We start from the raw sequence: 26,125 nt of genomic DNA, 5'->3' as shown, positions 1-26,125 counted from the left end.
TAACGTTACACTAATAAGAAAAAGTATGATCAGGGGGACACCATGACCAGAAGTAATGTAACCACGACGATTCAGTGGTTTATTTTTATTTTAGCTACAAATATTGTACCACCACTCTCCATCGCCGCCTTGTTTGAACTGTCACCAGATGAGACGATGACCTTCATATCCCGCTCACTCTTCATCTTCGCACTCTTTAGCATCGTCCAGACGATGCTCGGGCATCGCCTCCCGATTCTCGAAGGGCCCGCCGGCATTTGGTGGGGTGTCTTCACCCTATACGCATCAATCGGTCCCGCCCTATACGGAAGTCAGCAAGAAACACTGCAGGCACTCGGTTTTATGTTGTTCTTGAGCGGGATCATCGGCGTATTGTTGACCGTCACCGGCATCTTGAGACGCATGCTTTCCCTGTTTACACCGCAAGTGCTCGGCGTCTATATGATTTTGCTCGTCCTCCAATTATCAGGGGCTGTCATTAAAGGTGGCTTCGGGGTGACGGAAGACGGGATCAACATCGTCCAAGCCGTCGCGACGGCAGGGCTCGTCTTGTTCGCACTCACGCTCGAGCAAAGTCGCTTCAAGCAATATGGACTCGTCATGACACTATTCGTCGGATTCGGTTTGTTTCACTTACTTAACCTCGGGAATCCAATCGTTCGTTCGGAATCCTTCTTCCTCGTACCGGAATTGCTTCCGTTCGGAAATTGGGTGTGGGATTGGAACTTGTTGCCGACGGCTTTCGTCATCACCTTGCTTCTCATGACGAACGTACTCGCGAATATCAAGTTGATCGAGCGCATCGTCAGTTCTCGTGAAAAACGAGAAATCAAAGGGAACGTTCCCGCGTCGGGTGTCGCCAGTGGTGTCAGTCAAATCGTGGCCGGTCTCTTCGGTACACCGGGTCCTGTCGCTATTTCAGGGACGGCCGGATTCCTCTCTTCGACGGAGAGCGTCCAACGCGCCCCTCATCTGATTGCTCACGCCCTCATGATGGGGTTAGCACTCATCGGTCCATTCGTCTCGTTGATTGCGAGTATCCCGGCCGCTGTCGGCTATGCGATTGTGACTCCGCTCATCGCGACGATGATCATCATCGGAATCAATGAGGCAGCCTTTGAATTAAAACAATCAACGGCTTCTCTCACGGTCGGTCTCCCGCTCGTCATCGGTGCCGGAGCAATGCTTCTGCCACCTGGTTCGATGAATGATTTGCCACCGCTCCTTGCGACCGTCTTCTCTAACGGACTCGTCCTTGGAACAATTGTTGCCTTAACGACGGCCATCTTAAGTAAAATCAAGGATTAAAAAAAGAACTGGCCTATGGTCAGTTCTTTTCACGTACATGCATATGGTAACGGGCATCGTGCGGTAATACGGCGCCTTCTTCTTGTTCGAAATGCGCACGGTCTTTCCAATAACGAACTGCTGACGAGGTGTCACGATATAGGGCGCGCTGTAACGCCTGCTTCGCCGTGACAGCCGTGCCGTCATCATTTTTCAACTCGAGTCCCATCAGTTTATAGCCGATTGTTTGTCCTCCTCGACTCATTTGGCAAGCTTCCATCACATACGTTAATAGCGTCGGTGTCACGACCGCATGTACGAACTCGCTCTTCACTTTCTTTCGAACAAGTTGTTCTACGCCATAACTGACGAACCCTGCGATGACACTGTCAATCAAGACCGCTTTCGTTCGTTTCTTCGTCAATGGATTCATCGGCTCATCCTCTGCATCATCCCCGACGTCAACACTTCGATTCCTTCACCTTCTTCAGACGCCATGATCAAGGCACGTGCAACGTGCAGCGCTTGAATCGGTGCGACTTCCGGTGTCTTCTCAAGCAAAAGTGACTGGAACGGTCGACTGATGACCTCGGCCGCTTTCTCCCCAAGTCGGAAAGAATCACGCTCTCCGAGTAATAGAGAAGGACGTGCGATAATCAAATGACGGAAGTTGAAGACGCGTAACGCGTTCTCGAGTTCCCCTTTCACACGGTTGTAAAAGAAAGATGAACGCAACGATGCACCTTGTGCCGATACAACTGCATAGCGCGTCGCACCATGTGCCTTGGCGACACGAGCAACTTCAAGTGGTAATTCTAAATCAACTTGTTTGAACGCTTCCTGCGAGCCTGCTACCGCAATCGTCGTGCCGAGTGCACAGTACACGTCGTCGATCTGTGGAAGCGCTGCATCCATCTCCTCGAATCCGACGACCTCATGTAGCTTCCGATGACTCCAACGCTTTGAGCGTCGGACGACAATCCAGACCGCATCATAACGGTCACTTTCTAACAACTGTTCAACCAATTCGCGGCCAATCAAGCCGGTCGCGCCTACGACAAGTGCAGTTTTCCCCATCTATGACTCCTCCTAGACTACTATTTCCTTCAGTCTAGCTGACTTGTCGTTCTTCGGCAATGATCGTCGTGGGACGATAACGGTCCATCGTACGGAAGAACCCGTTCAAGAGGAGCGCTGTGAACGAACCTGCTACGATGGCGCTATCTGTGAACAACTGAAGCCATTCCGGCATGTTTGCGACGATAGCCGGGTTTGCCGTAATCCCGAGTCCGACACCGATTGAGAGGGCAATGGTGATCAAGTTCTCGTTTTTCGAAAAGTCGACCTGGCTCAGAATCCGAATTCCAGAAGCGGCGACTGTTCCGAACATGACGAGCATCGCCCCCCCAAGCACTGGTTTTGGAATCAATGTCGTGAACGTAGCGACTTTCGGAAGGAAGCCGAGCAAGATGAGCAACCCACCTGTCCAAAAGATGACACGCCGTGATTTCACACCTGACAATTGGACGAGTCCAACGTTTTGACTAAACGTCGTGTACGGGAAACTGTTGAAAATCCCTCCGAGAATCGTCGCGACGCCTTCCGCACGATACCCCTTCGTCAATTCGTTCACACCGATTGGCTTTTTCGTGATATCGCTGAGCGCCAAGAATACACCGGTCGATTCAATCATCGAGATGATGGCGACGAGCGTCATGACGAGGATGGCGGACACGTCGAATGTCGGCATGCCGAAGTAGAACGGCTGGACCATTTGGAACCAACCCGCCTCACGGACAGGACTGAAGTCGACGAGCCCGAGTGAAGCGGCGACCCCCGTTCCAATCAGTACGGCAAAGAGAACGGCAGCGGCCCGTGTGAAGACGGTCCCGACACGATTCAAGACTAGAATGAGTAAAATCGTTAAACCACCTAATCCGAGATTCTGCATGGATGCGAACCCAGGTTCACCCGGCATCCCGCCACCGATGTCATTAATCGCAACCGGAATTAGCGAGAGACCGATAATTGTCACGACCGAACCGAGCACAACCGGTGGGAAGAAGCGTGCAAGTTTGCCAACAAAGCCAGAAATGAGGATGACGATGAGTCCGCTCGCAATCAACGCGCCATAAATAGCCGTGATCCCGTTTGCGCTCCCGATAGCGATCATCGGACCGACTGCTGTGAACGTACATCCGAGGACGACCGGCAATCCGACACCGGTGAAGCGTGTCGTCCATACTTGTAGTAACGTCGCTACCCCACACATGAATAAATCAATTGCGACGAGATAGGCGAGTTCGGTTGGACCAAGCCCGATGGCACCACCGACGATGAGTGGAACGATTGCCGCTCCCGTGTACATCGCGAGTAGATGCTGAAATCCGAGACTTGCCGTCTTGAACGTATTCATCGAACGACCTCCACGAACGAGATGTGGTCTTTCTCTAATTTCGCGATGCGTGCCAGCGATTCGACGCGATAGCCACGCTCGATCAATTTATCGCGCCCTGGTTGGAATGACTTCTCGATGACAATCCCAACCCCTGCGACCTCTGCACCTGCCGCTTCCACGAGGTGTGTCAGACCAAGTGCCGCCTCCCCGTTCGCAAGGAAGTCATCGATGACGAGAACACGTTCGCCTGGTAAGACGAAGCGTCGGCTCAAACTGATCCGATTCGTCTCTTGTTTTGTGAACGAATAGACGTCCGCTTCCACGAGATCATCTTGGAGTGTCAGCGATTTCCGTTTACGCGCGAATACGAACGGGATACCCATCTCAAGCGCCGTCATCATCGCCGGCGCAATCCCACTCGATTCGAGTGTGACGATGCGGTCGATGTTGGCGTCCTTGAAACGTTCTGCGAATTCTTTACCGATGGCTTGCATGAGTACCGGGTCGACTTGATGATTCAAGAAGGCGTCGACTTTCAACACTTGGTCGGATAAGGCCCGACCTTCTTCACGGATTTTGTCTTCTAACTGCTTCATTGTTTTCCCCTCCAATAAAAAATGCGATTCGTCACCCCTCATCGGGAGGCAACGAACCGCATGGAAATCAACGATAGCATACGACAAGCGCCACCCGTAGTCGAACCATTTACGGTAGTTCGGTAGAGACTTGCGGACCATATTTCCGCTGATATACGAGTGCGAATCTATTTATATAAGATAGACCTTATTGTAGACAAGCTGACGAGAAATGCAATAGGTTAGAATCAAACGGTGAAATGTTCGATTTTTCTGAAACTGCTGTATACTGTAGTTATTGGATATGAGAGAGGAGCCCTGCCCGTATGAAGTTATTCGTATTAGGCGCAACCGGTCGGACCGGACATCAATTCATCGATCAAGCTATCGAGCACGGTCATGATGTCACCGCATTCGTTCGTGAACAGAAAAAGCTGATTCGGACCCCACAACTTGAAATCATCGAAGGCGACTTATATGATGTCGACGCATTGACGGAAGCGATGCACGGTCACGACGCAGTCGTCAGTTGTCTCGGAACGGATTTGAGCGACCCTGACTTTTTAGCGAGTGTCACGGACAAGCTCGTCCCCGCGATGAAATCGAACACTATCTCACGTATCGTCTATCTCGCTTCAGCGGGGATTGACAATGAAATTCCTGGACTTGCCGGAAAGGCCATTACGTTCATGCTTCGGAAGCCGCTCCGCGATCATCGAGCAGCCGTGAACTTATGGCGCAATTCGTCATTCGATTATACGATTGTACGACCGATGCAATTGACGGACGGCCCTCGCACCTCGACTTATCGCACGGCCATCGATGAAGTGCCAGAGAACGGGAAGCACATCTCCCGGGCAGATGTCGCCCAGTTCATGCTTCATACGATTGAAGAACATGAACACGTACGGGAGTCAGTCGGACTGGCGTACTAATTTGATTGGATTCATGCTACAATATCGGGTAGTTTACTTTGAAAGGAACGAAAACGAATTATGAGTATATTAACGGTACAAAACTTGAGCCACGGCTTTGGTGACCGCGCTATTTTGAACGATGTCTCTTTCCGTCTCTTAAAAGGGGAACACATCGGTCTCGTCGGAGCGAACGGTGAAGGAAAATCGACGTTCATGAACATCATCACACGCAAACTGCAACCGGATGAAGGAAAAATCGAATGGGCGAAAAACGTCCGTGTCGGTTATCTCGACCAACACGCGGTACTCGAGCGCGGGATGACGATTCGTGACGTCTTGAAAGGTGCTTTCCAATACTTGATCGACATGGAGACGCGCATCGGCGAACTCTACATGGAGATGGGCGACGCGACACCTGAACAGATGGAAGACATGCTCGCGGAGGTCGGTGAACTTCAAGAGACGCTCGACTCGAACGACTTTTATATCATCGATGCGAAAGTAGAAGAAGTCGCACGCGGTCTCGGTATTTTAGATGTCGGTCTCGACCGGGACGTCACGGATTTGTCAGGTGGGCAGCGTACGAAAGTATTGCTTGCGAAGTTGCTTCTCGAGAAGCCAGATATCTTACTCCTCGATGAGCCGACCAACTATTTGGATGAAGTCCATATCGAATGGTTGAAGCGTTATCTCCAAAACTATGACAATGCCTTCATCTTGATCTCGCACGATATCCCGTTCTTAAATAGCGTCATCAACTTGGTCTATCATATGGAAAACCAAGAGTTGAACCGCTATGTCGGAGACTATGACAAGTTCATGGAAGTGTACGAGATGAAGCGTTCGCAGCTTGAGGCCGCCTACAAGCGTCAACAAGCCGAGATTGCCGATTTGAAAGACTTCGTCGCACGAAACAAAGCGCGTGTGTCGACGCGAAACATGGCGATGTCACGTCAGAAGAAGCTCGACAAGATGGATGTCATCGAATTGAGCGCAGATCGTCCGAAACCGGAATTCCGCTTCTTGCAGGCCCGTACGTCAGGACGCCTCATCTTTGATGCGAAAGGTCTCGTCATCGGATATGATGAGCCGCTCTCACGTCCGCTCGACCTGCAGATGGAGCGCGGTCAAAAGATCGCCCTCGTCGGAGCGAACGGAATCGGGAAAACGACACTCTTGAAGAGCTTACTCGGCTTGATCAACCCGCTTGAAGGGACAGTCGAACGCGGCGAGTTTCTTGAAATGGGGTACTTCGAACAAGAAGCGGCGACGAGTAACAACACGTGTATCGAAGAAATTTGGAGCGAGTTCCCGTCACTCAATCAACAGCAAGTGCGCGCGATGCTCGCGAAATGCGGTCTCATGACGAAGCACATTGAAAGTAAGATCTCGGTCCTCAGTGGTGGGGAAAAGGCGAAAGTTCGTCTTTGTAAACTCCTTAATAACGAGACAAACCTTCTCTTGCTCGATGAGCCGACGAACCACTTGGACGTCGACGCGAAGGAAGAGTTGAAGCGTGCGTTGAAAGAGTACAAAGGAAGCGTCCTCCTCATCAGTCACGAACCAGAATTCTATGAGGATATCGTCACAGACGTCTGGAACTGTGAATCGTGGACGACGAAAGTATTCTAATTCAGTAAAGGACGTGTCGTATGGCTGGCCCAATTCAAACGAATGAACGGATTATCTTGTATGACATTATCCGAGGGTTTGCCCTCTGCGGCATTTTCCTCGTCAATATTCCTACCATGCTCGGGAGCGACTGGATGTTCGGTCGCCCCGACTATGCGGGAAGCGATTTATTCGTCCGCACCCTCTTCGACTTGTTCGTGCAGACGAAGTTTTATACGATTTTCTCCCTCTTATTTGGGATTGGCTTTTCGATTTTCCTCGAGCGCTCTTACGCCCGGGGCGATTCGGTCAGTCGTTACATACGCCGAATCTTGATTCTTTTCTTGTTCGGTCTCGCGCACTTGGCGATTTGGTCGGGTGACATCCTTCATACGTATGCGATGTGGGGCTTATTGCTTCCTCTTTTTTACGGATTGAGTAACCGTGCCATTCTGACGTGGGCATGGGGACTGTTGACTGTAAATTTCTTACTATTCAACGTTGCCCCTATCTATGTAGAGTGGGCTTTTGGATACATGTATTTAGGAGAGTCGTTCCCGACGGTCTTTAATTCAGGCTTCGGTCCTTGGCTAGACTATCGATTCGACAACGAGATTTTTACTATGATTCAAAATTCACTTTTTGTCGGAATCGAGATTCTCGGTCTGTTCTTACTCGGTCTCTTCATCGGACGTGAACGAAAGCTTCTGACTTGGAGCATCCAAGGATTGACCCGGACTGCTGCCATCTGCGCAATTGCAGCCATACCATTCTGGGGAATCATCATCTGGCATCATTACGGTGATGGCGCCTCTTATGTGTCTACGAACTCAGCAGCTGTATGGATTTCCGGGAAGTTACTCGCTACAACATACGTCTGCCTGTTCACGGTCGCCGTTCGAAAAGGTCGCACGTTCGCACCGCTTCAAGCGCTCGGACGGATGGCACTTACGAACTATTTGACACATACGTTGATTATTGTCTTGCCAGTGATCGCACTCGGGGCGTACGGGGCGCTTTCTTTAACCGAAGGCCTATTCCTCAGCATCGCCATTTTGATTGCCCAATCGTTCTTCTCGATGTGGTGGCTAAAAAATCACCGTTACGGACCGTTTGAGAAGCTGTGGCGTCTCGGAACATACGGAAGACAAACAAAATCATCTTAAGATCGGACTTTATTGTCCGGTCTTTTTTTAAAACAAAAACTGCAGACGTATTCACGTCTGCAGTTCCGCTCGAGGCATAGGCTTCGAGTTTTTATTTTGTTGCCGCTTCAGTTAAAACGGGTACGATTTGCTTCTTACGCGAGACGACGCCTGGAAGTGTCGCCAATCCGCTTTGAAGCGTCACGTTGAACGCTTGTTCGAAGAGTTCTGGTTTTGGTCCGACGACGATGGCTTCCGAATCGTTCGTCAAAATGTTCGTGATGGCGAATACGAACAAGTCTAAGTTTTTCGCTGCAACCGTGTTGGAGATGGCCGCTTCGACTTCCTCTTTGCGGTTCAAGACATCGTTCGCGTCGACCGTGTTCACTTGTGCGATTTCGACACGATAGTCACCCATCGCGAATTCTTTCGCATCGAGTGAGATGAGCTCTTCAATCGTTTTTTGGCTGAGGTCCGCACCCGCTTTGAGCATCTCAAGACCGTATGCTTCCACATCGACGCCAGCGATGTCTGCAAGTTCTTTCGCTGCCTTGATGTCCTCATCCGTACATGTCGGCGATTTGAAGAGAAGCGAATCCGAGATGATGGCTGAAAGCATCAAACCGGCCATGTCCGCTGCAATGTCGACACCATTCTCTTTATACAACTTCAACAAAATCGTCGCTGTACATCCAACTGGCTCCGCACGATAGTAGAGCGGGTCTGCCGTTTGGAAGTTCGCGATGCGGTGGTGGTCGATGACTTCAAGGATTCGTACGTCTTCAATGCCGTCCGCACTTTGCTGGAACTCGTTGTGGTCGACTAAGATGACTTCTTCCGCCTCACCTTTCACGCCTTCGATCAAGCGTGGTGCTTTTACGCGGAAGTGATCGAGTGCATATTGTGTTTCCCCGTTCACTTCACCGAGACGGACTGCCTCTGCGTCCATCCCTAATTTCTTCTTCAACTCGGCATAGGCGAGCGCTGACGTGATCGTATCGGTATCTGGATTTTTATGTCCGAAGACTAGTACTGTACTCATATCTCATTCTCCTCACTAAATAGTTTTCCCTTATCCATTATAACGTCCACGACATTTCTTTCAATTCCCAAACAAAAAGAGCCGTGTCGGCTCTTATGATTGTTCGTCTTCATCTGTCTCTTCGAGGTCGGAATGATCTCCTTTTGAATCCTCTTCGTGGGAGATGTCCGGTTGATCTCGTTTCAACTTCTCTTTTTCTTCTTGTTCACGCTTTTCTTTGTCTGACATATCACGTCATCCTTTCGAAAATCTGACTTGTCGTAACCTGTTCCCCAAGCTAGATTTCATGAAACGATATTTCATCAAACGTAAACAAACTGAAACGTCAGGCTTGTACGAAGACGATTTCTTCTTCGCGAAGTTCGACTTTCACGTCTTGGCCTTGGAATAACCACTCATCTTGTTCCGCCACGACGAAACGGATGCCATCTTCTTCTGTCTCAACGGCCGCATTGTTCACTTCTTCCGTGATGACCCCGACGGAGAAACCGTGCGTCAAGTCTGTCGAACCCCCGTATTTCGCAAACAAACGAACCGTTTGACCCGCTTCGACTTCCATCTCTTGTTTGAACCATTGGAGCGCTTCTTCTGTTACTTGAATCTTCATAACATCTCCTCCTCTCGACTACTCCTTTCATTCTAAACGTTTCAAAACAGTCGAGCGAGGAAGTTGCCTAAAGTGTTGTCCCGACTTGATAGCTGACTGTCATCCCATGTGTTTCAGGTTGAGCACCGTTCATCTCGGCAAGCGTCGTTTCAAATAAACGCCTGCCAATCTGTTCATTCGGAGAGAGCATCGTCGACAGTCCGAACGCCCGACCAATCGGATGCCCGTCAAATCCGAGCATAGCGACTTCTTCGGGAATGGCAATATGCCTTCGTTGCATCTCTCCTAAAAATCCGAGCGCGACATAATCAGACGAGAAAAAGAGCGCTCGAGGACGCTCTTTTTGAGAGAGGAACGTTTCAGCCAACCGAACGCCATCCTCGCTCGTCAAATACCCAGTCCAAATCCATTGCTCACGCGCATGGTCTACTTCATCGAAATAGGCTTGCTGACGCGCAAGGGAACTCGGACTATGGCTTCTCGACAAAATCATACCAATCTGCTCATACCCGTGACTCTGTAATACACGAATACCGGATACGAATGATGCGTAATGATCGACATGAATCGATGAGATCGTCTCTGGTGCACCGACGGTCGCCACGGCAATCGGTCCGTAAGCGCGGTACGTCTCCATTTCTTTAAAGGACATCTCGTGAGACAAGACGATCGCCCCATCGACCTCGCGATGCTTCAATAGATCAAGCGCTTGCCGCTCTTCACTCAGCTTATACTCCGTTTGCCACATGACGAGTCGGTAATCGTGCTCGAGGGCCGCTTTCGCAAGCCCGTTGACGAAGAGACCGTAATACGGATGATCCATGTAAGGCAAGATGACGACGACGCGTTGTGTTTTCCCCGTCGACAGCGTCAACGCCTGTTGATTCCGCAAATACCCGAGCTCCTTCATCGCTTTATGGACACGGGCCCGTTTTTCTTTCGATACGTACGGATGCTCGTTCAAGACGCGCGAAACCGTCGTCACCGAAACGTCAGCGTGCTTTGCGATATCTCGAATATTCGCCATTCGTCTCACCTCAACTTGTCAGTCTTTGCATATAGTGTACCCACTCTGCTTGCTGACTGTCACCTCTTTCGACGACTTGGCAACGGATCGCCTGAACGAGACGGAAGCGCTCTTCTAACGGTAAATGAAGAAACTCTTCACGGAAACGGGTACACAACATTTTTCCAAACGGTGTATACAACTGATTGATGACGAGCTCGTATACGATTCCACTGCACCATGTCTTCCACGTTGTCGGCTTCATATCGGTTCCCCTCCCTTTGTCTATACCGTATCCTCTGAAACGCGTTTCAGAGCAAGCATCTTTTTAGAAAAGTTTATTTCCGAACATTTTTTATTACTATTCCTCATTTTCCATGTTTTTTACGTAAAACAATTGACGTGAATCGAACATTTTTGTATAGTCATCAAGTTGATAACGTTAATTTACTCATTTTTTTCAATTAATGTTCGGAAATAGACTGTAATAAGGAGTTTTATCGATGAATATCTTTCAGCTGAAACAACATGGGACGAATGTTAAACAAGAAGTGACCGCTGGGATCACAACGTTCGTCACAATGGCGTACATCTCTGTCGTCAACCCGGCGATTCTATCTGACGCAGGTATCCCGTTCGCACAAGCTTTCACAGCAACAATTATTGCTATCCTTATCGGGACAGGCTTGATGGCGTTTTATGCGAACTTACCAATCGCTGTGGCGCCAGGGATGGGACTAAACGCATTCTTCGCTTACACGCTCGTCGCCCAAGAGCAGATTGCCCCGTCTGCCGCGCTCGGTGTCGTCTTCGTCTCGTCCGTCTTCTTCTTGATTTTGTCGCTCTCTCCGATTCGAACGAAGTTGATTCAAGCGATCCCGACTTCGTTGAAGCATGCCATCACGACCGGGATTGGGCTCTTCATCGCTTCACTCGGTTTGAAGTTATCGGGCTTAATCGTCGCCGACGAGGCGAACTTGGTGCGTCTCGGTGACGTGTCTTCTCCAGAAGCTCTACTCGTACTAGGCGGTTTGATCATCTCAGCACTCCTCTTCTCACGAAACGTACCCGGTTCTTTACTCATCGGGATGGTACTTACCGGGATTGCGGCATACTTCATGGATATCTTAAAAATCGACGGTGTCACGGCGATGCCAACCCTTCCGGAGGGACTCATGGTCAACCCCGTGACGGCATTTAGTGATGTCATTCAATACGGTTTGTTCGGTGCCGTGCTCTCGTTCTTCCTCGTCACATTGTTCGATACGACAGGTACGCTTGTCGGTGTCGGAAAACAAGCCGGTCTCTTAAAAGAAGACGGAACGATCGAGAATGGTCACCGTGCACTCTTTGCCGATTCGCTTGCTACAATGGGTGGATCACTCGTCGGAACGAGCCCATCTACGGCATACATCGAGTCTGCTGCCGGTGTCGCCCAAGGTGGACGTACGGGTCTCACGACGGCCATCGTCGCTGGATTGTTCGGATTGACACTCTTCTTCAGCCCGCTCATCGGTGCCATTTCTGGCGTAGCGGCGATCACGGCTCCTGCCCTCATCATCGTCGGTGCGCTCATGTTGACGAATGTCCGGTACATCGATTGGAGTGACTTTAGCGAATACTTCCCGGCGTTCATGACGATTTTGATCATGCCTTTGTCAGGAAGCATCGAACGCGGAATCGCATTCGGGTTCATCTTATACCCAATCTTCAAAGCAATGAACAAAGAGACGGTTCACCCGCTCATCTACTTGTTCGGCGCACTCTTCATTTTGGAAATGTTCTTCCTATAAGTTAGACAAAAGATCCTTGTCATGTGACGAGGATCTTTTTCTGTTATACGTGCTCCTTCCCTGTTTTATATCAGAAAAGAGATGAATATCGGTTCAGTGAGATGCGTTATCAATTAAACAGTATTTTACAAATAAATAAGTTTTTCTCCCCATTTTTCTGTCACTTTCCTACGCTTTATGAAATAATGACGTTGAAATCGTTATTATTTAGAAGAAAGAAGGAATGACTATGCCGAATGTAGCTTTATTCGTCACATGTTTATCTGATACGTTGTTCCCCTCTGTCGGAAAAGCGACAGTCGAACTACTCGAACATTTAGGATGCGATGTGACTTTCCCGTTTGAACAGACGTGCTGTGGACAACCCGCCTATAATAGTGGTTATCATGAGGAAACGAAGAAAATCGCCAAGCACATGATTGAAACGTTTGAAAAGGCAGATGCAGAGTATATCGTCGGACCATCAGGATCTTGTGTCATGATGATGCGCGACTATCCACATTTATTTCAAGATGACCCGATGTGGGGACCACGCGCAGAAGCGCACGCCGCCAAAACGTTCGAACTGACGCAGTTCATCGTTGATGTGCTCGAAGTCACCGATGTCGGTGCTAAGTTCCCTAGTAAGGCGACGTACCATGCATCCTGTCATATGACTCGCCTCCTCGGAATTGAAGCAGCTCCCGGGAAATTGCTCGAGAACGTCGACGGTCTGACGATGATTCCACTTGAGAACGTACATAACTGTTGCGGGTTTGGAGGAACGTTCTCTGTCAAAATGCCTGATGTGTCGGTCCAGATGGTGGATGAGAAAGTCGAGTCCATCTTACAGTCAGGCGCAGAGGTGTTGATTGGAGCTGATGCTTCATGCCTAATGAATATCGGTGGACGTCTTCATAAACAAGGACATCCGATTAAAGTGATGCATATTGCCGAAGTCTTAAATGAAGGAGTGAAGCAAGCATGAGCATGGGGATTCGGTTAGATGAGAAGTTTCAGGACCGTCGGAAAGACGGGATTGAGGATGCGTTTATGCGTCAAGCCGTCAGTTCGGCTCAAAACCGACTGCGCGATGGACGGTTGAACGCTGCGGGCGAACTCGGGGACTGGGAAGCATTCCGTGACCACTCGGAAGAGATTCGTCAGCATGTGCTTGAACATCTGGACTATTACTTATATCAATTGAGTGAAAACGTCTCAAAACGCGGCGGGAGCGTCTTCTTTGCAGAGACACCAGAAGAAGCGAACCGCTACATTCGGGAAGTCGTTCGCTCGAAACAAGCCAAACATGTCGTGAAATCAAAATCGATGGTCACAGAAGAAATCGGATTGAACGAGGCGCTTCAGGAAGAAGGATGTACCGTCGTCGAGTCCGACCTTGGGGAATGGATCTTACAACTTGACGAAGACCCACCGTCTCACATCGTCGCCCCTGCCTTGCATAAAGACCGAGACGCTGTGCATGAAACGTTCACTGCTCACGGATATATCGGCTCGAACGACCCGACTGAACTCGGTCGCTATGCGCGACAAGAATTACGGAAAGACTTTTTGAAGGCAGAAGTCGGCATCACCGGCTGTAATTTCGCCATTGCGGAGAGTGGAGCCGTCGGGCTTGTGACAAATGAAGGAAACGGACGCATGGTGACATCACTTCCTGACACGGTCATCTCTGTTATGGGGATGGAACGCGTCGTCCCTTCCTATGAAGAGTTCGAGGTACTCGTCAATATGCTTTGTCGAAGCGCCGTCGGTCAGCGACTCACTTCATATATCACGACGTTCGCCGGAACGCGCGCAGTCGGGGAAGTCGATGGACCAGAAGAGTTCCATCTCGTCATCGTCGACAACAAACGATCAGGCATTCTCGGCACACAGTTTCAATCTGTCCTGCAATGTATTCGTTGCGCGGCCTGTATCAATGTCTGCCCTGTCTACCGTCATATCGGTGGTCATGCGTACGGCTCCATCTATCCTGGTCCGATTGGTGCCGTCTTGGCCCCACTCCTTGACGGGTATGAGAACTACAAAGAACTCCCCTACGCGTCGAGTCTATGTGGCGCCTGTACAGAGGCATGTCCTGTGAAGATTCCGCTACATGAACTGTTGATCGAACACCGCCGTGTCATCGTAGAAGAGAATAAACAATCACCTTTCGTGGAGCGGATTGCGATGAAAGGATTTGCCGTCACGGCTTCGAGTCCGTTCTTATTTGAAGCAGCGGAACACGTTGCACCGTTTGCGTCATCACCATTCGCCACGTCTGGTCAGATTGAAAAAGGACTACCAGCTTGGACGGACTCGAAAGACTTACCACAGCCAAATAAACAGACCGTTCGAGATTGGTTCAAGAAACGAGGGAACGTCTGATGAATCCTGGAACAATTACAAACCGTGAAGACTTTTTAAAACGCATCGCGAAACAACTTGGTCGTGAAATTGACCTCACACCACCGAAACGCGAATATAAGAACCATCCACAAGATCACGTGTTAAAAGGTGTGAGTGAAGAGGAACTGCTCGAGACGTTTCGCATGGTCGCGACCCGAATCCACACCGATTTAGTAGAATGTGAATCGAAACATCTTGATGATACGCTCCGTCTCTTGATTGAACGCTATGAAGGAACGCGCATCCTTGCGGAAAACGATGAACGGATTTCTGCTTGGGCACCCTCAACGAGTGAGACGTTCGCTTGGTGGGATTCGACACAACCGGAAATGAGTCGAGATTTGGCTATACGTGCTGACATCGGAATCACAATTGCGGATGCAGCGTTTGCGGAAAGTGCGACGATCGTCCAATATGCGAAACCTGGTAAATCACGGACCATCAGTCTGTTACCACAAGACCATATCGCGATCATCCCGAAGTCTGTCCTTGTTCCGCGCATGACGCAAACGGCACAACAACTTGCCGCACTAGACCGAGACGGCCTTCATTCCCCGAACGGTGTCAATTTCATCTCTGGACCGTCAAACTCAGCCGACATCGAGATGAATCTCATTGTCGGCGTTCATGGTCCTGTTCGAGTCGCCTATATTTTGGTGCATGATTTATAAGGAAAGCCCCTCTATCGATTGATGGAGGGGCTACTTTTATCATGACACGGTGACGCTTCCGTTTGAACTTGTTAACTTCACTTCAATCGCCCCGTCCCCAAACACGCATTCCTTCGATCGTTCGCCGAACACATCAACTTTACCATTTCGAGACTTCGCTCGAATCGTCACATCTTCCGGACGTTCATCGACATGTAAGTCAATTTTTCCATTGCTCGATTTTAACCGAATCGGTGCTTGAATCGCTTGTACGGAACAGTCAATCCGTCCGTTTGACGTTTTGGCATCAATCGCCCCCGTGACGTGATTGATATCGATTCGACCGTTCGACGAATGGATGTTGATGCGCTCCAGTCGAGAGTGTTTCGCTTCGACACGACCATTTGAGGAGTGAAGCTCCCAATCATGACCGTGACAACTCGACGCAAGCACTTTTCCGTTCGAGGTGCACAGTAAACCGTGTTTCGCTTGAATCTGATGCGCGACGACTCGACCGTTCTCACTTTCGACATGTAATCGTTCCGCTTGGAGGTCCTGTACATCACTCGAACCGTGGCGATTTTTCAATTGAATTTGATGATAGGCGTGATGTGGCAATTCAACCCGAAGCACCGGTGCTTTCGACCCGAACCACGAAAATAGATCAGATAGACCAAAACGACGTTCTGATTCGATTCGAATCTCCAGTGTGTCCCCAACGATGTCCATCGCGACCCCATGATCCGTCTCTGTTTCGAGCGTTGCGTAAGCATAGCCATCTTGTGATGGAGTGACGAACACTTGCGCATTTTGTACTTGAATGAGGACACTTTGAAAGGCTACCGTCGAACTTTTAACAACCGCGGGTGGTCGTGTCGACTCCGATACTTCAAAATCGACGGAGGCGAGCAGTTCCGAGGCGAGTATGCTCGGTTCCCCTAACTCGCGTGCCATCTCTTCATCACTTCTTCCTTCTAATCGGCCGCTCGAGAAATACTCGGACACATCTCGTAATATATCGAGGCGATCCTTCACCTTTACTTTCATCAATAATTGCTCAAGCTCTGACAAGTACTGTTCTTCATTCATCTGTCGTCTCCCCCTCGGATTAAGTCATTGACGCCGTTTGTGAATACATCCCATTCCGCTCGCAACTCAGTCAAATGTGTTTTCCCTTGCTCCGTAATCTGATAATACTTTCGCGGTGGCCCTTCCCCGGACTCCGTTAAATACGTCGTGAAATAGCCATCTGTCGTCAGTCGACGTAACAATGGATAAACAGCACCTTCCGAAATGGCCACTTTGGCCGAAATCGCTTGAACGAGTTCATAGCCGTAGCGGTCTTGTTCTGCCACAAGCGCAAGTACACAAAGATTCAACACACCTTTTTTGAATTGAGGATTCATGATCCCACCCCCTACTATACATAGAACAATAGCACATCATTTACTACTATTCAATAAACAATAGTGAGTATTCCCCTAATTTCTTAATATATAGCATCTGAGGAAACGAATCTGTACAATGAAAGAATGACACTCGTAGGATATTTGTCACAGCCGGAATGTTCATCATTCCAGGAAGGAATGGTCTTTATGAAGTCATGGATTGACCAACAGATTGGAAGACAATTTTTATTCGTCTTCTACTTATTCATCGGACTGATTCTCCTCACGTCTCTTGCCGTATATGTGTATACGGAAAACCAAATCGAACAGACGACATCATCGCTCGAGAACATTAGTGAACGGCGCACGAATGCGACCGAATTGTTCGAGACATGGCAGTCGATGCAATATGAAATGCGTGGATACGTTATCCTCGGGGACGACGCGATGTTAGAGCGCGTCCAAGAAAAGCAAGTCTTGATTGACGAACAGACGACTTGGTTCGAACAGAACGCCGTGACCGATAAGGAAAAAACGTACGCGGGAGATGCTCGTACGCTGTTTGTCGCTTATCAGGAACGCGTCATGCCGAGCCTTGAACGTTATGTAGAAGGAAAGCGGAGCGGAAGTGTCACCGAGCCTTTCTTGAAAATGCCGACACTCGGGAAAGTAAATCCACAAAAAGAACCGCCGACGGATCGTAAATTCAAAATCAATTCGAAAAGTGCTGCAGATATGAGCGCGAGCATTGTCGATATGGAGAGCGTCTTCACGAAATACCGGAACTCACTGAACGCAGAGGAGGACGCCCTCCGTGCCCAACTTGCGACCCATACAAAATGGGCACAGGCACTTTGGCTTCTTTCTTTACTCGGTGTTTTATTCATTCTCTTCATCGTTGCCCGTCCTTACGTCAGACGATTGACAGGGCAACTTCAGGAGTTGATTGAAAATAGTAAGCGTCTTGCTGGAGAGCGACAGCCGGTCATCCCGGCAACTGCTCAATCTAAAAATGAAGTCGGGCAATTGACGACATCTTTCCGCCAGATGGCTTCGTCACTCACGACACAACGTCATCGAATCGAGGAAGAACGTGAAAAGACAGCACGTCTCCTCCACTCGATTCGGGATGCTGTCATCTATGTGGAGCACACAACAAAAGAAAAAGTAGCCAATCAGGCACTCTTCGTCTTGTTTAATCAACCGATTACGAAACGAAATGAAGTCGATTTATATCGATTAGATGTGAGTCTAGAAGAACTCGGCCTCCAGGTCGACCAAAAGGATGCGTTTTTCGCCTTCATGGAACGGTCCTTCGATGGACAGTGTAAAGAAGAGAGCGTCACGTTCTCGATGAATCAAGAAGAGCGCTTCATTCAAATGTATGCGGAGAAGGTTTACTTGAGAGGGACACGCCACGGTACGATGCTTGTCTTCCGTGATGTGACACATGAGACTGAAGTCGATCGCCTGAAAACCGAGCTTGTGTCGACTGTATCTCACGAACTCCGTACGCCACTCACAAGTATCATCGGTTTCACAGAACTACTTCGTTTCCGTAAACTGTCTCCTGAACGTTCCGAAAAATATTTAGGAATGATTCATCAAGAGACATTGCGTCTCGAAGACTTGATTTCAAACTTGCTTGATGTGCAGCGGATGGAGTCTGGCAAACAGACGTACCATAACGAACCAGAACGTCTATCCGTCATTCTCGAACAGGCCATCACGGTGCACCAAGGATCGAGCCAACACCATCGCATCACGTTTGATTGTCAGGAAGATGTCTATGTATACGGAGACCGGACACGACTTGGACAGCTATTTACGAATTTGCTGCATAACGCAGTCAAGTATTCTCCAAAGGGTGGCGATATCAATGTTCGTGTCGCATGTGAACGACCCGACTGGATTGATATTTCGATTGAAGATCATGGAATCGGAATTCCTCAGACGGCGCTGCCGAAGCTGTTTGACAAGTTCTATCGCGTCGACAATTCCGCAAGTCGTAAAATTGGGGGCACGGGTCTCGGGCTCGCGATTTGTAAAGAAATTGCAGAGGGTCATGGTGGTGCAATCCACGCCACATCAAACATCGGCAAAGGTTCCATTTTCACCGTGAGTCTCCCAAAAATGGATCTATCGAATCAAATGAGTAGTTAAACAACAAGAGGGTGCGACATCGCACCCTCTTGTTTACTGTACTTTGTTCTCTGGACCGAATGATGGATAGAGCGAAAGCCCACCATCAGCAAAGATTGTTGTCCCTGTCACATAGGACGATTCATCTGATGCGAGCCAAGCGGCAACGGCAGCGATTTGCTCCGGCTTCCCAATCGCATGTGATGGGATGAGAGCCTCTAACCCCTCTTTTTCTTCCGGATCGTTCATCGTCTCTTCATTGATTGGCGTGTCGATTGCACCTGGCGCGATCGCATTGACGCGAATATGGTTCGGTGCGTATTCGAGAGCGACTGATTTCGTGAACATTTTCACGCCACCCTTACTTGCTGCATAATGTGTATAGCCAGGTCGTGGAATGACCTCATGAACAGAAGACATATTGATGATATTGCCCTCGATTTCATGTTCAACAAAGTATTTCAAAGCGGCACGAACGCCAAGGAATGTCCCGTTCAAGTTAACGTCGATAATCTGTTTCCAGTTATCGAATTCCATTTCATGCGTCTTCGCTTCGACTTGTACACCGGCATTGTTGACGAAAAGATCCATCTTCCCGAATTCAGAGATGGCTTTCTCAATCATCTTCTCCGCAAGCCCTTCTTCAGAGACATCTCCTTTCACGGCGACCGCTTTCCCGCCACCCGCTTCGATTCCCCGGATGACCTCTTCCATTTCCTTTTCACTGCTTCGATAGTTGAGGACGACATTCATCCCCTCTTTTGCGTAGCGTTCCCCGATCGCTCGACCAAGACCTTTCGAGCTTCCGGTGATGACTGCGACTTTTCCTTTCAACTCTGGATAGTTTGCCATATCAATTCCTCCTTCATCTTCTCGGTTTTAGTTCCCGCATTTCCCTTTTCCTCAAACATAGTTGGCTGCATTTTGAATATTTGATACAAATCAACTATACTGAAACAAACTATTCGTTTTCAGGAAACGCCTGAAGGACGTTTGATCTTATTCTTAATGGAGGTGACTCCCCGATTTTTGGGGGAATTGTTGGACAGTCCCATGTTACTTAGCTTATTCATCGTTACGCTCTTAATCTTTTTGACTGCCTTTTTCGTGGCAGCCGAATTTTCAATTGTAAAAGTGCGTAGCGCTCGACTCGACCAGCTCGTGCTCGAAGGAAACAAGAAAGCCGTCACTGCGAAAAAAGTCATCGAAAATATTGACGACTCGCTCTCTGCTTCTCAGTTCGGGATTACGCTTTCCGCACTAGGTCTCGGATGGATCGGCGCTGACCAAATCGAAAAATATATCCACACGTTGGTTGAACAGTTGAACTTATCACAATCACTCGTGACGTTCTTGTCGTTTCTGATTGCATTTTTACTGATCGCGTTCCTGCACGTCGTCATCGGGGAATTAGTTCCAAAGACGCTTGCGGTTCATGAATCTGAAAAGTTGACGCTCCTTGTCGCGCGTCCGCTCTATGTGTTCACGAAACTCTTCTATCCGTTCATTCGTGCCTTGAACAGTATGGCTCGACTGACTCTCCGCTTGTTCGGGGTTCAGACGACGGCTCAAGAAACGGCTCACTCGGAAGAAGAACTGAAAATCATCATGACGGAAAGTTTCCGTAGTGGTGAGATTAACGAAAACGAGTTAGCATACGTACAAAACATCTTCTCCTTTGACGAGCGGATTGCCAAAGATGCCATGGTTCCACGAATGAACATGGTGACGATTGATGAAGAAGATACAATCGAAGAAATTATTTCGGTTGTCGAAGAACACCAGTACACGCGTTATCCGGTCACACGGGATGGCGATCGGGACGATGTTCTCGGATTCGTGAACGCAAAACAACTTTTCACTGCTCAACTTTCGAAAAATGATGCGCCGTTCGAATCGTTCATTCATCAATTACCACTCGTTACTGAGTTCACTCCACTTCAAGAAGCGATGGTGAAAATGCAAAACGCACAGACGATGATGTGCCTCGTCATCGATGAATACGGGGGAACTGCCGGCCTTTTGACGATTGAAGATATTTTAGAAGAAATCGTTGGTGAAATCCGAGACGAGTTCGACCGAGATGAACAAGCTGAAATTACAGAAGTCGCTCCGAAACATTACCGTCTCTCGGGACTCGTATTAACACAAGAACTCGAAGAGCGGTTTGGCATTGAAATCGAGGATGATGTCGATACGGTCGGCGGATTCGTTTTATCACAAAAAGCGAACGCACGAACGGGCGAACGCTTCACTTTGCCTGGTAATCACGAACTGATTGTGAGTGAAGTCGATAATCACCGCATCGTCTTCGTTGATTTGATTTTAGCCTCATATGAAAAGGAAGAACCTATATCAGAATGATGCTTTTTTTCACGCCCTTCTCCTAAATGTAGAGAAGGGTTTTTAACATTCGAATCGAACTGTCGCTATATTTTCGCCTCTTACCGTGATATACTGCACATATGTTGCTTATTTGAGTGTCACCCACTCAATGACACAACATCACCGAAACATGGCGAGATGTTCGGTTTAAACAGAAAGAAATAGAAAGAAGGTTACGCATGGAACGCAAACTATTTTTGATTGACGGTAACTCCATGCTGGCCAGTGCTTATTATGGTGCCGCCGCGAGCCGAACGAAAAAAGGACGCGAGGTATCAAAAAACGATCGGAGTGCCGTCATCGGAATGACCGGCCTCATTCGGACGATTCTACGTAGACATCGTCCGACTCATTTTGTCGTCGTCTGGGACGTCTCACGTGAAACATTATGGCGTCGAGAACTGTACCCGGGCTATAAACGCCGCAGACGCCAAACACCGCCTGAATTGAAAGCGCAGATGGAACTCATGCGCCAATTGCTTGAGGATAGTGGGATTCCACAATTCCAAGTAGAAGGGTATGAAGGGGAAGACTTGATTGCCCATATCGCGCGTAAATTCAGTTGCAGTGCCCCTGTGGTCATCATGACAAAAGATAAAGACTTGTTACAGCTTGTCAGTCCACGAATCACCGTTTGGTTACAAACACAGGAGCTTCAGCAAATGCAGGCTCGCTGTGACATTCGTGATAACCGTCCGTTACCTCTCAAACGTCATTTAGAAATTCGACCAGAAGAGATTGCAGCGTTATACGAAGGGTTGAAACCGAAGCAATTGTCAGCCGTTAAAGCGTTGACAGGAGACCGTTCTGACGGTATTCCTCCAGTGGCTGGACTCGATGAAAGTCAATCGGTTCAACTGATCAAACGATTCGGTTCACTCGATAAGCTGTATTCTGCCTTGAGCATCAAAGGTGACAAACGACAACAAGTAAATGAAACGATCGCGGCACTGACGTCAGAGGAGGTGCCCCGTAACTTGAGACGAACACGCAAAAAAGCAGAGCGTAATATGGAGCTCGTTCGTCTTGATGTCACGGTGCCAGCACTTGAACATTTGAAGCTAGCTCATCTCGAGCTCAGCATCAACCCGAAGAGAGTCGAGCAAGCGTATCAAAAACGCGGACTTCGCATCTCATTCAATGCAAGTCAGAAGAAAGTATCCGCACATTAAAAGAACGGACGTCAAGCGTCCGTTCTTTTTATATGCACGGTAATCCCGTCTTCATCGGTCAACGACCATTCAGATGACGTACCACCTAATGCTTGATTCGTCTGCTCATTGACGAGAAGCGTCCATGTCTCGAGTCCTGCCTCAACTCCTAGAGCATCACTCGGACGTGCCCACACGTTCGTACCAATGTGATGGTGATATCCGTCTGCCGAAAGGAACAGTGCCCCCGGATAAGAATCCGTCGTGATGGAAAAACCGAGACGATCATGGTAGAAGCGTTTTGCTGCTTCGATTGACCGAACTTTAAAGTGCACATGTCCCATCGTTGTCCCGATTGGTAAACCTGTGAACGGTCGATTCGCCGCAGCTTGAAGCATCGACTCATACTCGACAGGCTCTGTCGCCATTTTCACATGACCGTTTGCTTCATACGTCCATTGGTCTTTCGGACGATCGGCGTACAGCTCGATTCCATTCCCTTCTGGGTCACTCAAGTAGAACGCTTCACTCACCAAGTGGTCACCTTGCCCGACTTCGATACGCCGCTCAATAAGATGTGCCAAGATGCTTCCTAACTCCACGCGATCCGGCAATAGAATTGCTAAATGAAATAACCCTGCCGCTCGTGGATTCGTCTTCGCTTGTGGCACACTGTGCAAGATAACGAGTGAACGTTCTTTCGTTCCGAGCGTGACAAGTTCTTCGGTTTCTTCTATGACGTTCATCCCGATTACGTCTACATAAAATTGTTTCACCTGTTCGATATCACGGACCCGAAGCGTCACCGGTCCTAGTTCAATTTTCTCGATTTTCATATAAAATCACCTCACCCCCACTATACCCGCTCAGCTTACGTTACAGAAGTAGGCACAAAAAGGTGGTATAGTTACTTCAACGATACTATTGGAAAGGAAGAGCGATGTGACCAACATAACAAGCTGCGAAGTCGATACGGCACTCGAACTGATCACAGGAAAATGGAAGCATTCCATCCTCCTCGTACTAATCAACGGGGATACGTTACGCTTCAGTGAGTTGAAGCGATCGTTACCAAAAATCAGTCAAAAGATATTGACCGCACAACTCCGTGACTTAGAAGAACAGGAGATTGTCATCCGAACCGTCTATCCAGAAGTCCCTCCCCGTGTTGACTATCGCTTAAGTGAGTATGGGAAAACGCTCATCCCGATTCTCGAAGCGATGAATGAATGGGGAATACGTCATGCCGAACGAATGCGCTCTAATTAGTTGTCCACATGTGGATAACCATTTTAACTCATCCCACTCATCACTTATCCACAGGAGGTCGTCATGATTCGTTATCCACAGTTGACCGGTCATCACATCGGTGTCACTGCCCCTTCGTCAGGTATACCAGAAGAACTGCACCATTTATTACATCAATCGGAACAGAAGTTTTCCAATCGAGGATTCACGTTGCAATTCACTCCGAATGCGTGGAAACAACGATTTGGGAAGTCCGCTCCGGCTCGGGTCCGTGCACATGAGCTGACATCTCTACTTCAAGATGACAAAGTCGACTTGATTGTCCCGCCCTGGGGTGGGGAACTCTTAATGGAGATTCTCAATCAAATCGAGTGGCAGACATTACCCGCAAAATGGATGCTCGGCTATTCGGATACAAGTTTATTGCTTTTTGTGTATACGCTAAAAACCGGAATCGCCTCGGCACACGGTCCAAACTTAGTCGACTTACGTGCCGAAGTGTGGGACGAGACGAGTTCACGTTGGCTCGATGTGTTGTCGACGCGGACCAACGAGACGGTCATCCAACGTTCGTCCGAGAAGTTCCAAAAAGAATGGCAGTTTGATAACCCAACGCCACATCTGTTTCACTTGACGGAAACGAATGAATGGAAAGCTGTCGGTGGTCAACACGCGACAGGACGATTGCTCGGTGGATGTCTTGATGTGCTCTTACATACAATCGGGACGCCATATGGAAACGTCAAGACGTTCCAACACGAGCACCTGAACGGCGAACCGATTCTTTGGTATTTTGAAAACGCCGAGATGAACATTCCGGCACTAAAAAGGACCCTCCTTCAAATGAAGTGGGCCGGTTGGTTCGAGCATACGTCTGGTATTCTATTTGGACGGAGTGAGGCACCTTCTGTGCATCAAGACTATACGGTCGAGATGGTGTATGAAGAGCTTCACCACACTCTAGGTATTCCAATCTTTTACGATATCGATTGTGGGCACGTTCCCCCGCAGATGACGCTCGTTAACGGAGCGCACGCTTCTGTGCAGGTCGAACATGGTAAAGGGACATTGGTTCAAACGTTCAAGGGCTGATTCGTCAGCCCTTGATCTGTTGTAGTAATAATTCTAAACGTTTGCGAAACAGACCTTGTGGGAATTCCTTCACTTTTTCTTCGATCACGGATACCCAGTCGTCCCCGCATCCGTTCAGTGTTCCCCTTAATAACCCTTCGTAGTAAATCGCGATATCGACTAAACTATGTGTTTTCCACTCGTCTCGATTTTCCCATAATGCCAATAAACACTCTCTTCCTTTTTCCGATTCCCCTCGAAAAGCGTAGTACACACCTTTCGCCATCGAAATCGCCGCAATGAACGGCTCAATCTCTGTCGTGAGTGATTCCATCAACTTGACGTTTTCTCCTAACAGATCAATATGTCGGTATTCCATCGCATAGAGTGCTTCGGAAAGTGCCACTTTGATTTCTGCCAAGCGGTCTTCCGTGAATTGAATGTATTGCTTCGCTTTTTGTAAAGACTCACGAATTTTCGTCTCATCATTCAAATAGAGCGCACAAATCGAAATGGTCCGATATACGTCATCCGCACGGTAGTAGATTCTAGTCCGCTTCATATACTCGAGCGCGTCTTCAAGCTGTCGAATGGAGCCTTCCAAATCCTCATCACAAAGAAGATTTTTAAAGACGATCAACATGGCATACTCAGTTCTCGTTTTCGCTTTCATGTACTTCGCATCAAGGAGTTCAATCGCGTCAATCCGCTCAATCGATTCTTCATATCGGTTCCACATCAATAAATAGTAAGCTTGGCTGATGCGCCCCATCGCCAATTCATCTGTTTCTCCTAATTTTTCAAAAATCTCAATCGCTCGGTCGTAGTAGGCTAACACCTTCTCATTTTCTTCTTCTTGAAAGTACGTATCGCCATACAACATATACGCTTTCCCTTGCCACACAGAGTTCATTTCTTCTTTTAAGTATGGGGAAAGCATCTGTCGTATTTCTTGATCCGAACGCGAGATGAGTGTCATTTCTTCATATTCTAACTGTTCGACCATCGTTTGTAGCTCAGCTTCTTTCGGGTCCGTCAATAACTGTTGCATCGACACACCTAAACGACTGGAAAGTTCTCGCAAACTACGCATCGATGCTTCCGCTTTCCCGTTCTCAATCATACTGAGCATCGATTTCGTGACAATCCCTTCCGCCAACTGCGTCTGGGTCATTTTTTTCTGTTTTCGTAACGCTTTAATTCGTTCACCAATCATATGCCACCTCGAAAAGTTAAATTGTATTGAACTTTTTGTTTACATTTCACTCCCGTACCTTTATGCTAATGTTAAATCACATTTAACAAATTTGCAAAGGAG

Annotated in this window: 27 protein-coding genes and 1 riboswitch; of the genes, 13 read left to right on the top strand and 14 right to left on the bottom strand. The window is 48.5% G+C overall.

Going from position 1 to position 26,125, the window contains the following annotated elements:
• Positions 1–42 precede the first annotated feature (42 nt).
• On the top strand, positions 43–1,308 hold the full coding sequence (locus KNO96_RS10855) for a purine/pyrimidine permease (protein ID WP_026824553.1): 1,266 nt from the start codon (positions 43–45) through the stop codon (positions 1,306–1,308).
• Positions 1,309–1,327: 19 nt separating this feature from the next.
• Here the strand turns inward: KNO96_RS10855 and KNO96_RS10850 are convergent, their stop codons facing one another.
• Genes KNO96_RS10850 through KNO96_RS10835 form a run of 4 tightly spaced genes read right to left on the bottom strand, consistent with a single transcriptional unit; the run spans position 1,328 to position 4,281 of the window.
• The gene (locus KNO96_RS10850) at positions 1,328–1,720 is read right to left on the bottom strand and encodes an RDD family protein (protein WP_214703672.1); all 393 of its coding nucleotides are present in this window, start codon (positions 1,718–1,720) and stop codon (positions 1,328–1,330) included.
• A complete protein-coding gene (locus tag KNO96_RS10845; protein ID WP_214703670.1) occupies positions 1,717–2,364 on the bottom strand; it encodes an NAD(P)H-binding protein in 648 nt (215 codons plus the stop codon). The genes KNO96_RS10850 and KNO96_RS10845 overlap by 4 nt, the downstream gene beginning before the upstream one ends.
• A gap of 34 nt (positions 2,365–2,398) precedes the next feature.
• The gene (locus KNO96_RS10840) at positions 2,399–3,703 is read right to left on the bottom strand and encodes a nucleobase:cation symporter-2 family protein (RefSeq protein WP_214703668.1); all 1,305 of its coding nucleotides are present in this window, start codon (positions 3,701–3,703) and stop codon (positions 2,399–2,401) included.
• Positions 3,700–4,281, bottom strand: a complete 582-nt coding sequence (locus tag KNO96_RS10835) for a xanthine phosphoribosyltransferase (protein WP_214703665.1) — start codon at positions 4,279–4,281, stop codon at positions 3,700–3,702. The genes KNO96_RS10840 and KNO96_RS10835 overlap by 4 nt, the downstream gene beginning before the upstream one ends.
• Before the next feature lie 77 nt (positions 4,282–4,358).
• A riboswitch (purine riboswitch) is annotated at positions 4,359–4,460 on the bottom strand.
• A gap of 126 nt (positions 4,461–4,586) precedes the next feature.
• Between KNO96_RS10835 and KNO96_RS10830 the strand changes: the two genes are divergently transcribed.
• The 3 genes from KNO96_RS10830 to KNO96_RS10820 are packed head-to-tail and all read left to right on the top strand — an operon-like array spanning position 4,587 to position 7,954.
• Positions 4,587–5,195 (top strand): NAD(P)-dependent oxidoreductase, encoded by a 609-nt coding sequence (locus tag KNO96_RS10830; protein WP_214703663.1) that lies wholly within the window; start codon positions 4,587–4,589, stop codon positions 5,193–5,195.
• A 60-nt stretch (positions 5,196–5,255) separates the two neighbouring features.
• A complete protein-coding gene (locus KNO96_RS10825; RefSeq protein WP_026824559.1) occupies positions 5,256–6,809 on the top strand; it encodes an ABC-F family ATP-binding cassette domain-containing protein in 1,554 nt (517 codons plus the stop codon).
• Between the two features lie 20 nt (positions 6,810–6,829).
• Positions 6,830–7,954, top strand: a complete 1,125-nt coding sequence (locus KNO96_RS10820) for a DUF418 domain-containing protein (RefSeq protein WP_214703662.1) — start codon at positions 6,830–6,832, stop codon at positions 7,952–7,954.
• Positions 7,955–8,045: 91 nt separating this feature from the next.
• Here KNO96_RS10820 and KNO96_RS10815 read toward each other — a convergent pair whose 3' ends face one another.
• The 5 genes from KNO96_RS10815 to KNO96_RS10800 form a co-directional block, all read right to left on the bottom strand.
• On the bottom strand, positions 8,046–8,975 hold the full coding sequence (locus KNO96_RS10815; RefSeq protein ID WP_214703660.1) for a manganese-dependent inorganic pyrophosphatase: 930 nt from the start codon (positions 8,973–8,975) through the stop codon (positions 8,046–8,048).
• Between the two features lie 93 nt (positions 8,976–9,068).
• Positions 9,069–9,203: a hypothetical protein gene (locus tag KNO96_RS14440; RefSeq protein ID WP_256441184.1), complete on the bottom strand. Its 135-nt coding sequence runs from the start codon at positions 9,201–9,203 to the stop codon at positions 9,069–9,071.
• A gap of 97 nt (positions 9,204–9,300) precedes the next feature.
• Complete coding sequence (locus tag KNO96_RS10810; RefSeq protein WP_214703658.1) at positions 9,301–9,582, bottom strand: HesB/YadR/YfhF family protein; 282 nt, start codon at positions 9,580–9,582, stop codon at positions 9,301–9,303.
• Positions 9,583–9,649: 67 nt separating this feature from the next.
• On the bottom strand, positions 9,650–10,609 hold the full coding sequence (locus KNO96_RS10805; protein ID WP_214703656.1) for a LacI family DNA-binding transcriptional regulator: 960 nt from the start codon (positions 10,607–10,609) through the stop codon (positions 9,650–9,652).
• A 10-nt stretch (positions 10,610–10,619) separates the two neighbouring features.
• The gene (locus KNO96_RS10800; RefSeq protein ID WP_026824564.1) at positions 10,620–10,853 is read right to left on the bottom strand and encodes a hypothetical protein; all 234 of its coding nucleotides are present in this window, start codon (positions 10,851–10,853) and stop codon (positions 10,620–10,622) included.
• A 244-nt stretch (positions 10,854–11,097) separates the two neighbouring features.
• On the opposite strand from KNO96_RS10800, the gene KNO96_RS10795 reads away from it, so the two are divergent.
• The 4 genes from KNO96_RS10795 to KNO96_RS10780 all read left to right on the top strand — a co-directional run bounded on the left by KNO96_RS10795 (position 11,098) and on the right by KNO96_RS10780 (position 15,443).
• Entirely contained in the window at positions 11,098–12,381 is a 1,284-nt protein-coding gene (locus tag KNO96_RS10795; RefSeq protein WP_214703822.1) for an NCS2 family permease, read from the top strand.
• 229 nt (positions 12,382–12,610) lie between these two features.
• A complete protein-coding gene (locus KNO96_RS10790; protein ID WP_026824566.1) occupies positions 12,611–13,348 on the top strand; it encodes a (Fe-S)-binding protein in 738 nt (245 codons plus the stop codon).
• 2 nt (positions 13,349–13,350) lie between these two features.
• Positions 13,351–14,751, top strand: coding sequence for a LutB/LldF family L-lactate oxidation iron-sulfur protein (locus KNO96_RS10785; protein ID WP_285800440.1), 1,401 nt, complete (start codon positions 13,351–13,353; stop codon positions 14,749–14,751).
• A complete protein-coding gene (locus tag KNO96_RS10780) occupies positions 14,751–15,443 on the top strand; it encodes a LutC/YkgG family protein (protein WP_026824568.1) in 693 nt (230 codons plus the stop codon). Before KNO96_RS10785 ends, KNO96_RS10780 begins: the two co-directional genes overlap by 1 nt.
• A gap of 39 nt (positions 15,444–15,482) precedes the next feature.
• Here the strand turns inward: KNO96_RS10780 and KNO96_RS10775 are convergent, their stop codons facing one another.
• Both KNO96_RS10775 and KNO96_RS10770 read right to left on the bottom strand, forming a co-directional pair.
• Positions 15,483–16,511: a DUF4097 family beta strand repeat-containing protein gene (locus KNO96_RS10775; protein ID WP_214703652.1), complete on the bottom strand. Its 1,029-nt coding sequence runs from the start codon at positions 16,509–16,511 to the stop codon at positions 15,483–15,485.
• Positions 16,508–16,828, bottom strand: coding sequence for a PadR family transcriptional regulator (locus KNO96_RS10770; RefSeq protein ID WP_026824570.1), 321 nt, complete (start codon positions 16,826–16,828; stop codon positions 16,508–16,510). Before KNO96_RS10770 ends, KNO96_RS10775 begins: the two co-directional genes overlap by 4 nt.
• A gap of 189 nt (positions 16,829–17,017) precedes the next feature.
• Here KNO96_RS10770 and KNO96_RS10765 point away from each other — a divergent pair, with 189 nt between their 5' ends.
• Positions 17,018–18,973 carry an ATP-binding protein gene (locus KNO96_RS10765; RefSeq protein ID WP_214700920.1) on the top strand — a complete coding sequence of 652 codons (1,956 nt, stop codon included), beginning with the start codon at positions 17,018–17,020 and terminating at the stop codon, positions 18,971–18,973.
• Positions 18,974–19,006: 33 nt separating this feature from the next.
• Here the strand turns inward: KNO96_RS10765 and KNO96_RS10760 are convergent, their stop codons facing one another.
• The gene (locus KNO96_RS10760; RefSeq protein ID WP_214700906.1) at positions 19,007–19,804 is read right to left on the bottom strand and encodes a glucose 1-dehydrogenase; all 798 of its coding nucleotides are present in this window, start codon (positions 19,802–19,804) and stop codon (positions 19,007–19,009) included.
• 189 nt (positions 19,805–19,993) lie between these two features.
• Between KNO96_RS10760 and KNO96_RS10755 the strand changes: the two genes are divergently transcribed.
• Together KNO96_RS10755 and KNO96_RS10750 are read left to right on the top strand one after the other, a co-directional pair.
• Positions 19,994–21,316, top strand: coding sequence for a hemolysin family protein (locus tag KNO96_RS10755; RefSeq protein WP_251125158.1), 1,323 nt, complete (start codon positions 19,994–19,996; stop codon positions 21,314–21,316).
• A gap of 200 nt (positions 21,317–21,516) precedes the next feature.
• Positions 21,517–22,509: a 5'-3' exonuclease gene (locus KNO96_RS10750; RefSeq protein WP_026824581.1), complete on the top strand. Its 993-nt coding sequence runs from the start codon at positions 21,517–21,519 to the stop codon at positions 22,507–22,509.
• A gap of 11 nt (positions 22,510–22,520) precedes the next feature.
• Here the strand turns inward: KNO96_RS10750 and KNO96_RS10745 are convergent, their stop codons facing one another.
• Positions 22,521–23,324 carry a VOC family protein gene (locus KNO96_RS10745; RefSeq protein ID WP_214703647.1) on the bottom strand — a complete coding sequence of 268 codons (804 nt, stop codon included), beginning with the start codon at positions 23,322–23,324 and terminating at the stop codon, positions 22,521–22,523.
• Positions 23,325–23,430: 106 nt separating this feature from the next.
• Between KNO96_RS10745 and KNO96_RS10740 the strand changes: the two genes are divergently transcribed.
• A complete protein-coding gene (locus tag KNO96_RS10740; protein ID WP_214703645.1) occupies positions 23,431–23,757 on the top strand; it encodes a winged helix-turn-helix transcriptional regulator in 327 nt (108 codons plus the stop codon).
• A gap of 63 nt (positions 23,758–23,820) precedes the next feature.
• A complete protein-coding gene (locus tag KNO96_RS10735) occupies positions 23,821–24,828 on the top strand; it encodes a S66 family peptidase (RefSeq protein ID WP_214703643.1) in 1,008 nt (335 codons plus the stop codon).
• A 4-nt stretch (positions 24,829–24,832) separates the two neighbouring features.
• On the opposite strand, the gene KNO96_RS10730 is transcribed toward KNO96_RS10735, so the two are convergent.
• Positions 24,833–26,023: a helix-turn-helix domain-containing protein gene (locus KNO96_RS10730; RefSeq protein WP_214703641.1), complete on the bottom strand. Its 1,191-nt coding sequence runs from the start codon at positions 26,021–26,023 to the stop codon at positions 24,833–24,835.
• Positions 26,024–26,125 lie beyond the last annotated feature (102 nt).

This window comes from Exiguobacterium sp. s89 (genome assembly GCF_018617735.1).
Classification (GTDB): Bacteria; Bacillota; Bacilli; order Exiguobacteriales; family Exiguobacteriaceae; genus Exiguobacterium; species Exiguobacterium marinum.
The sequence above is the reverse complement of the archived record's forward strand: the minus strand, read 5'-3'. Positions and strand labels throughout refer to the sequence as shown.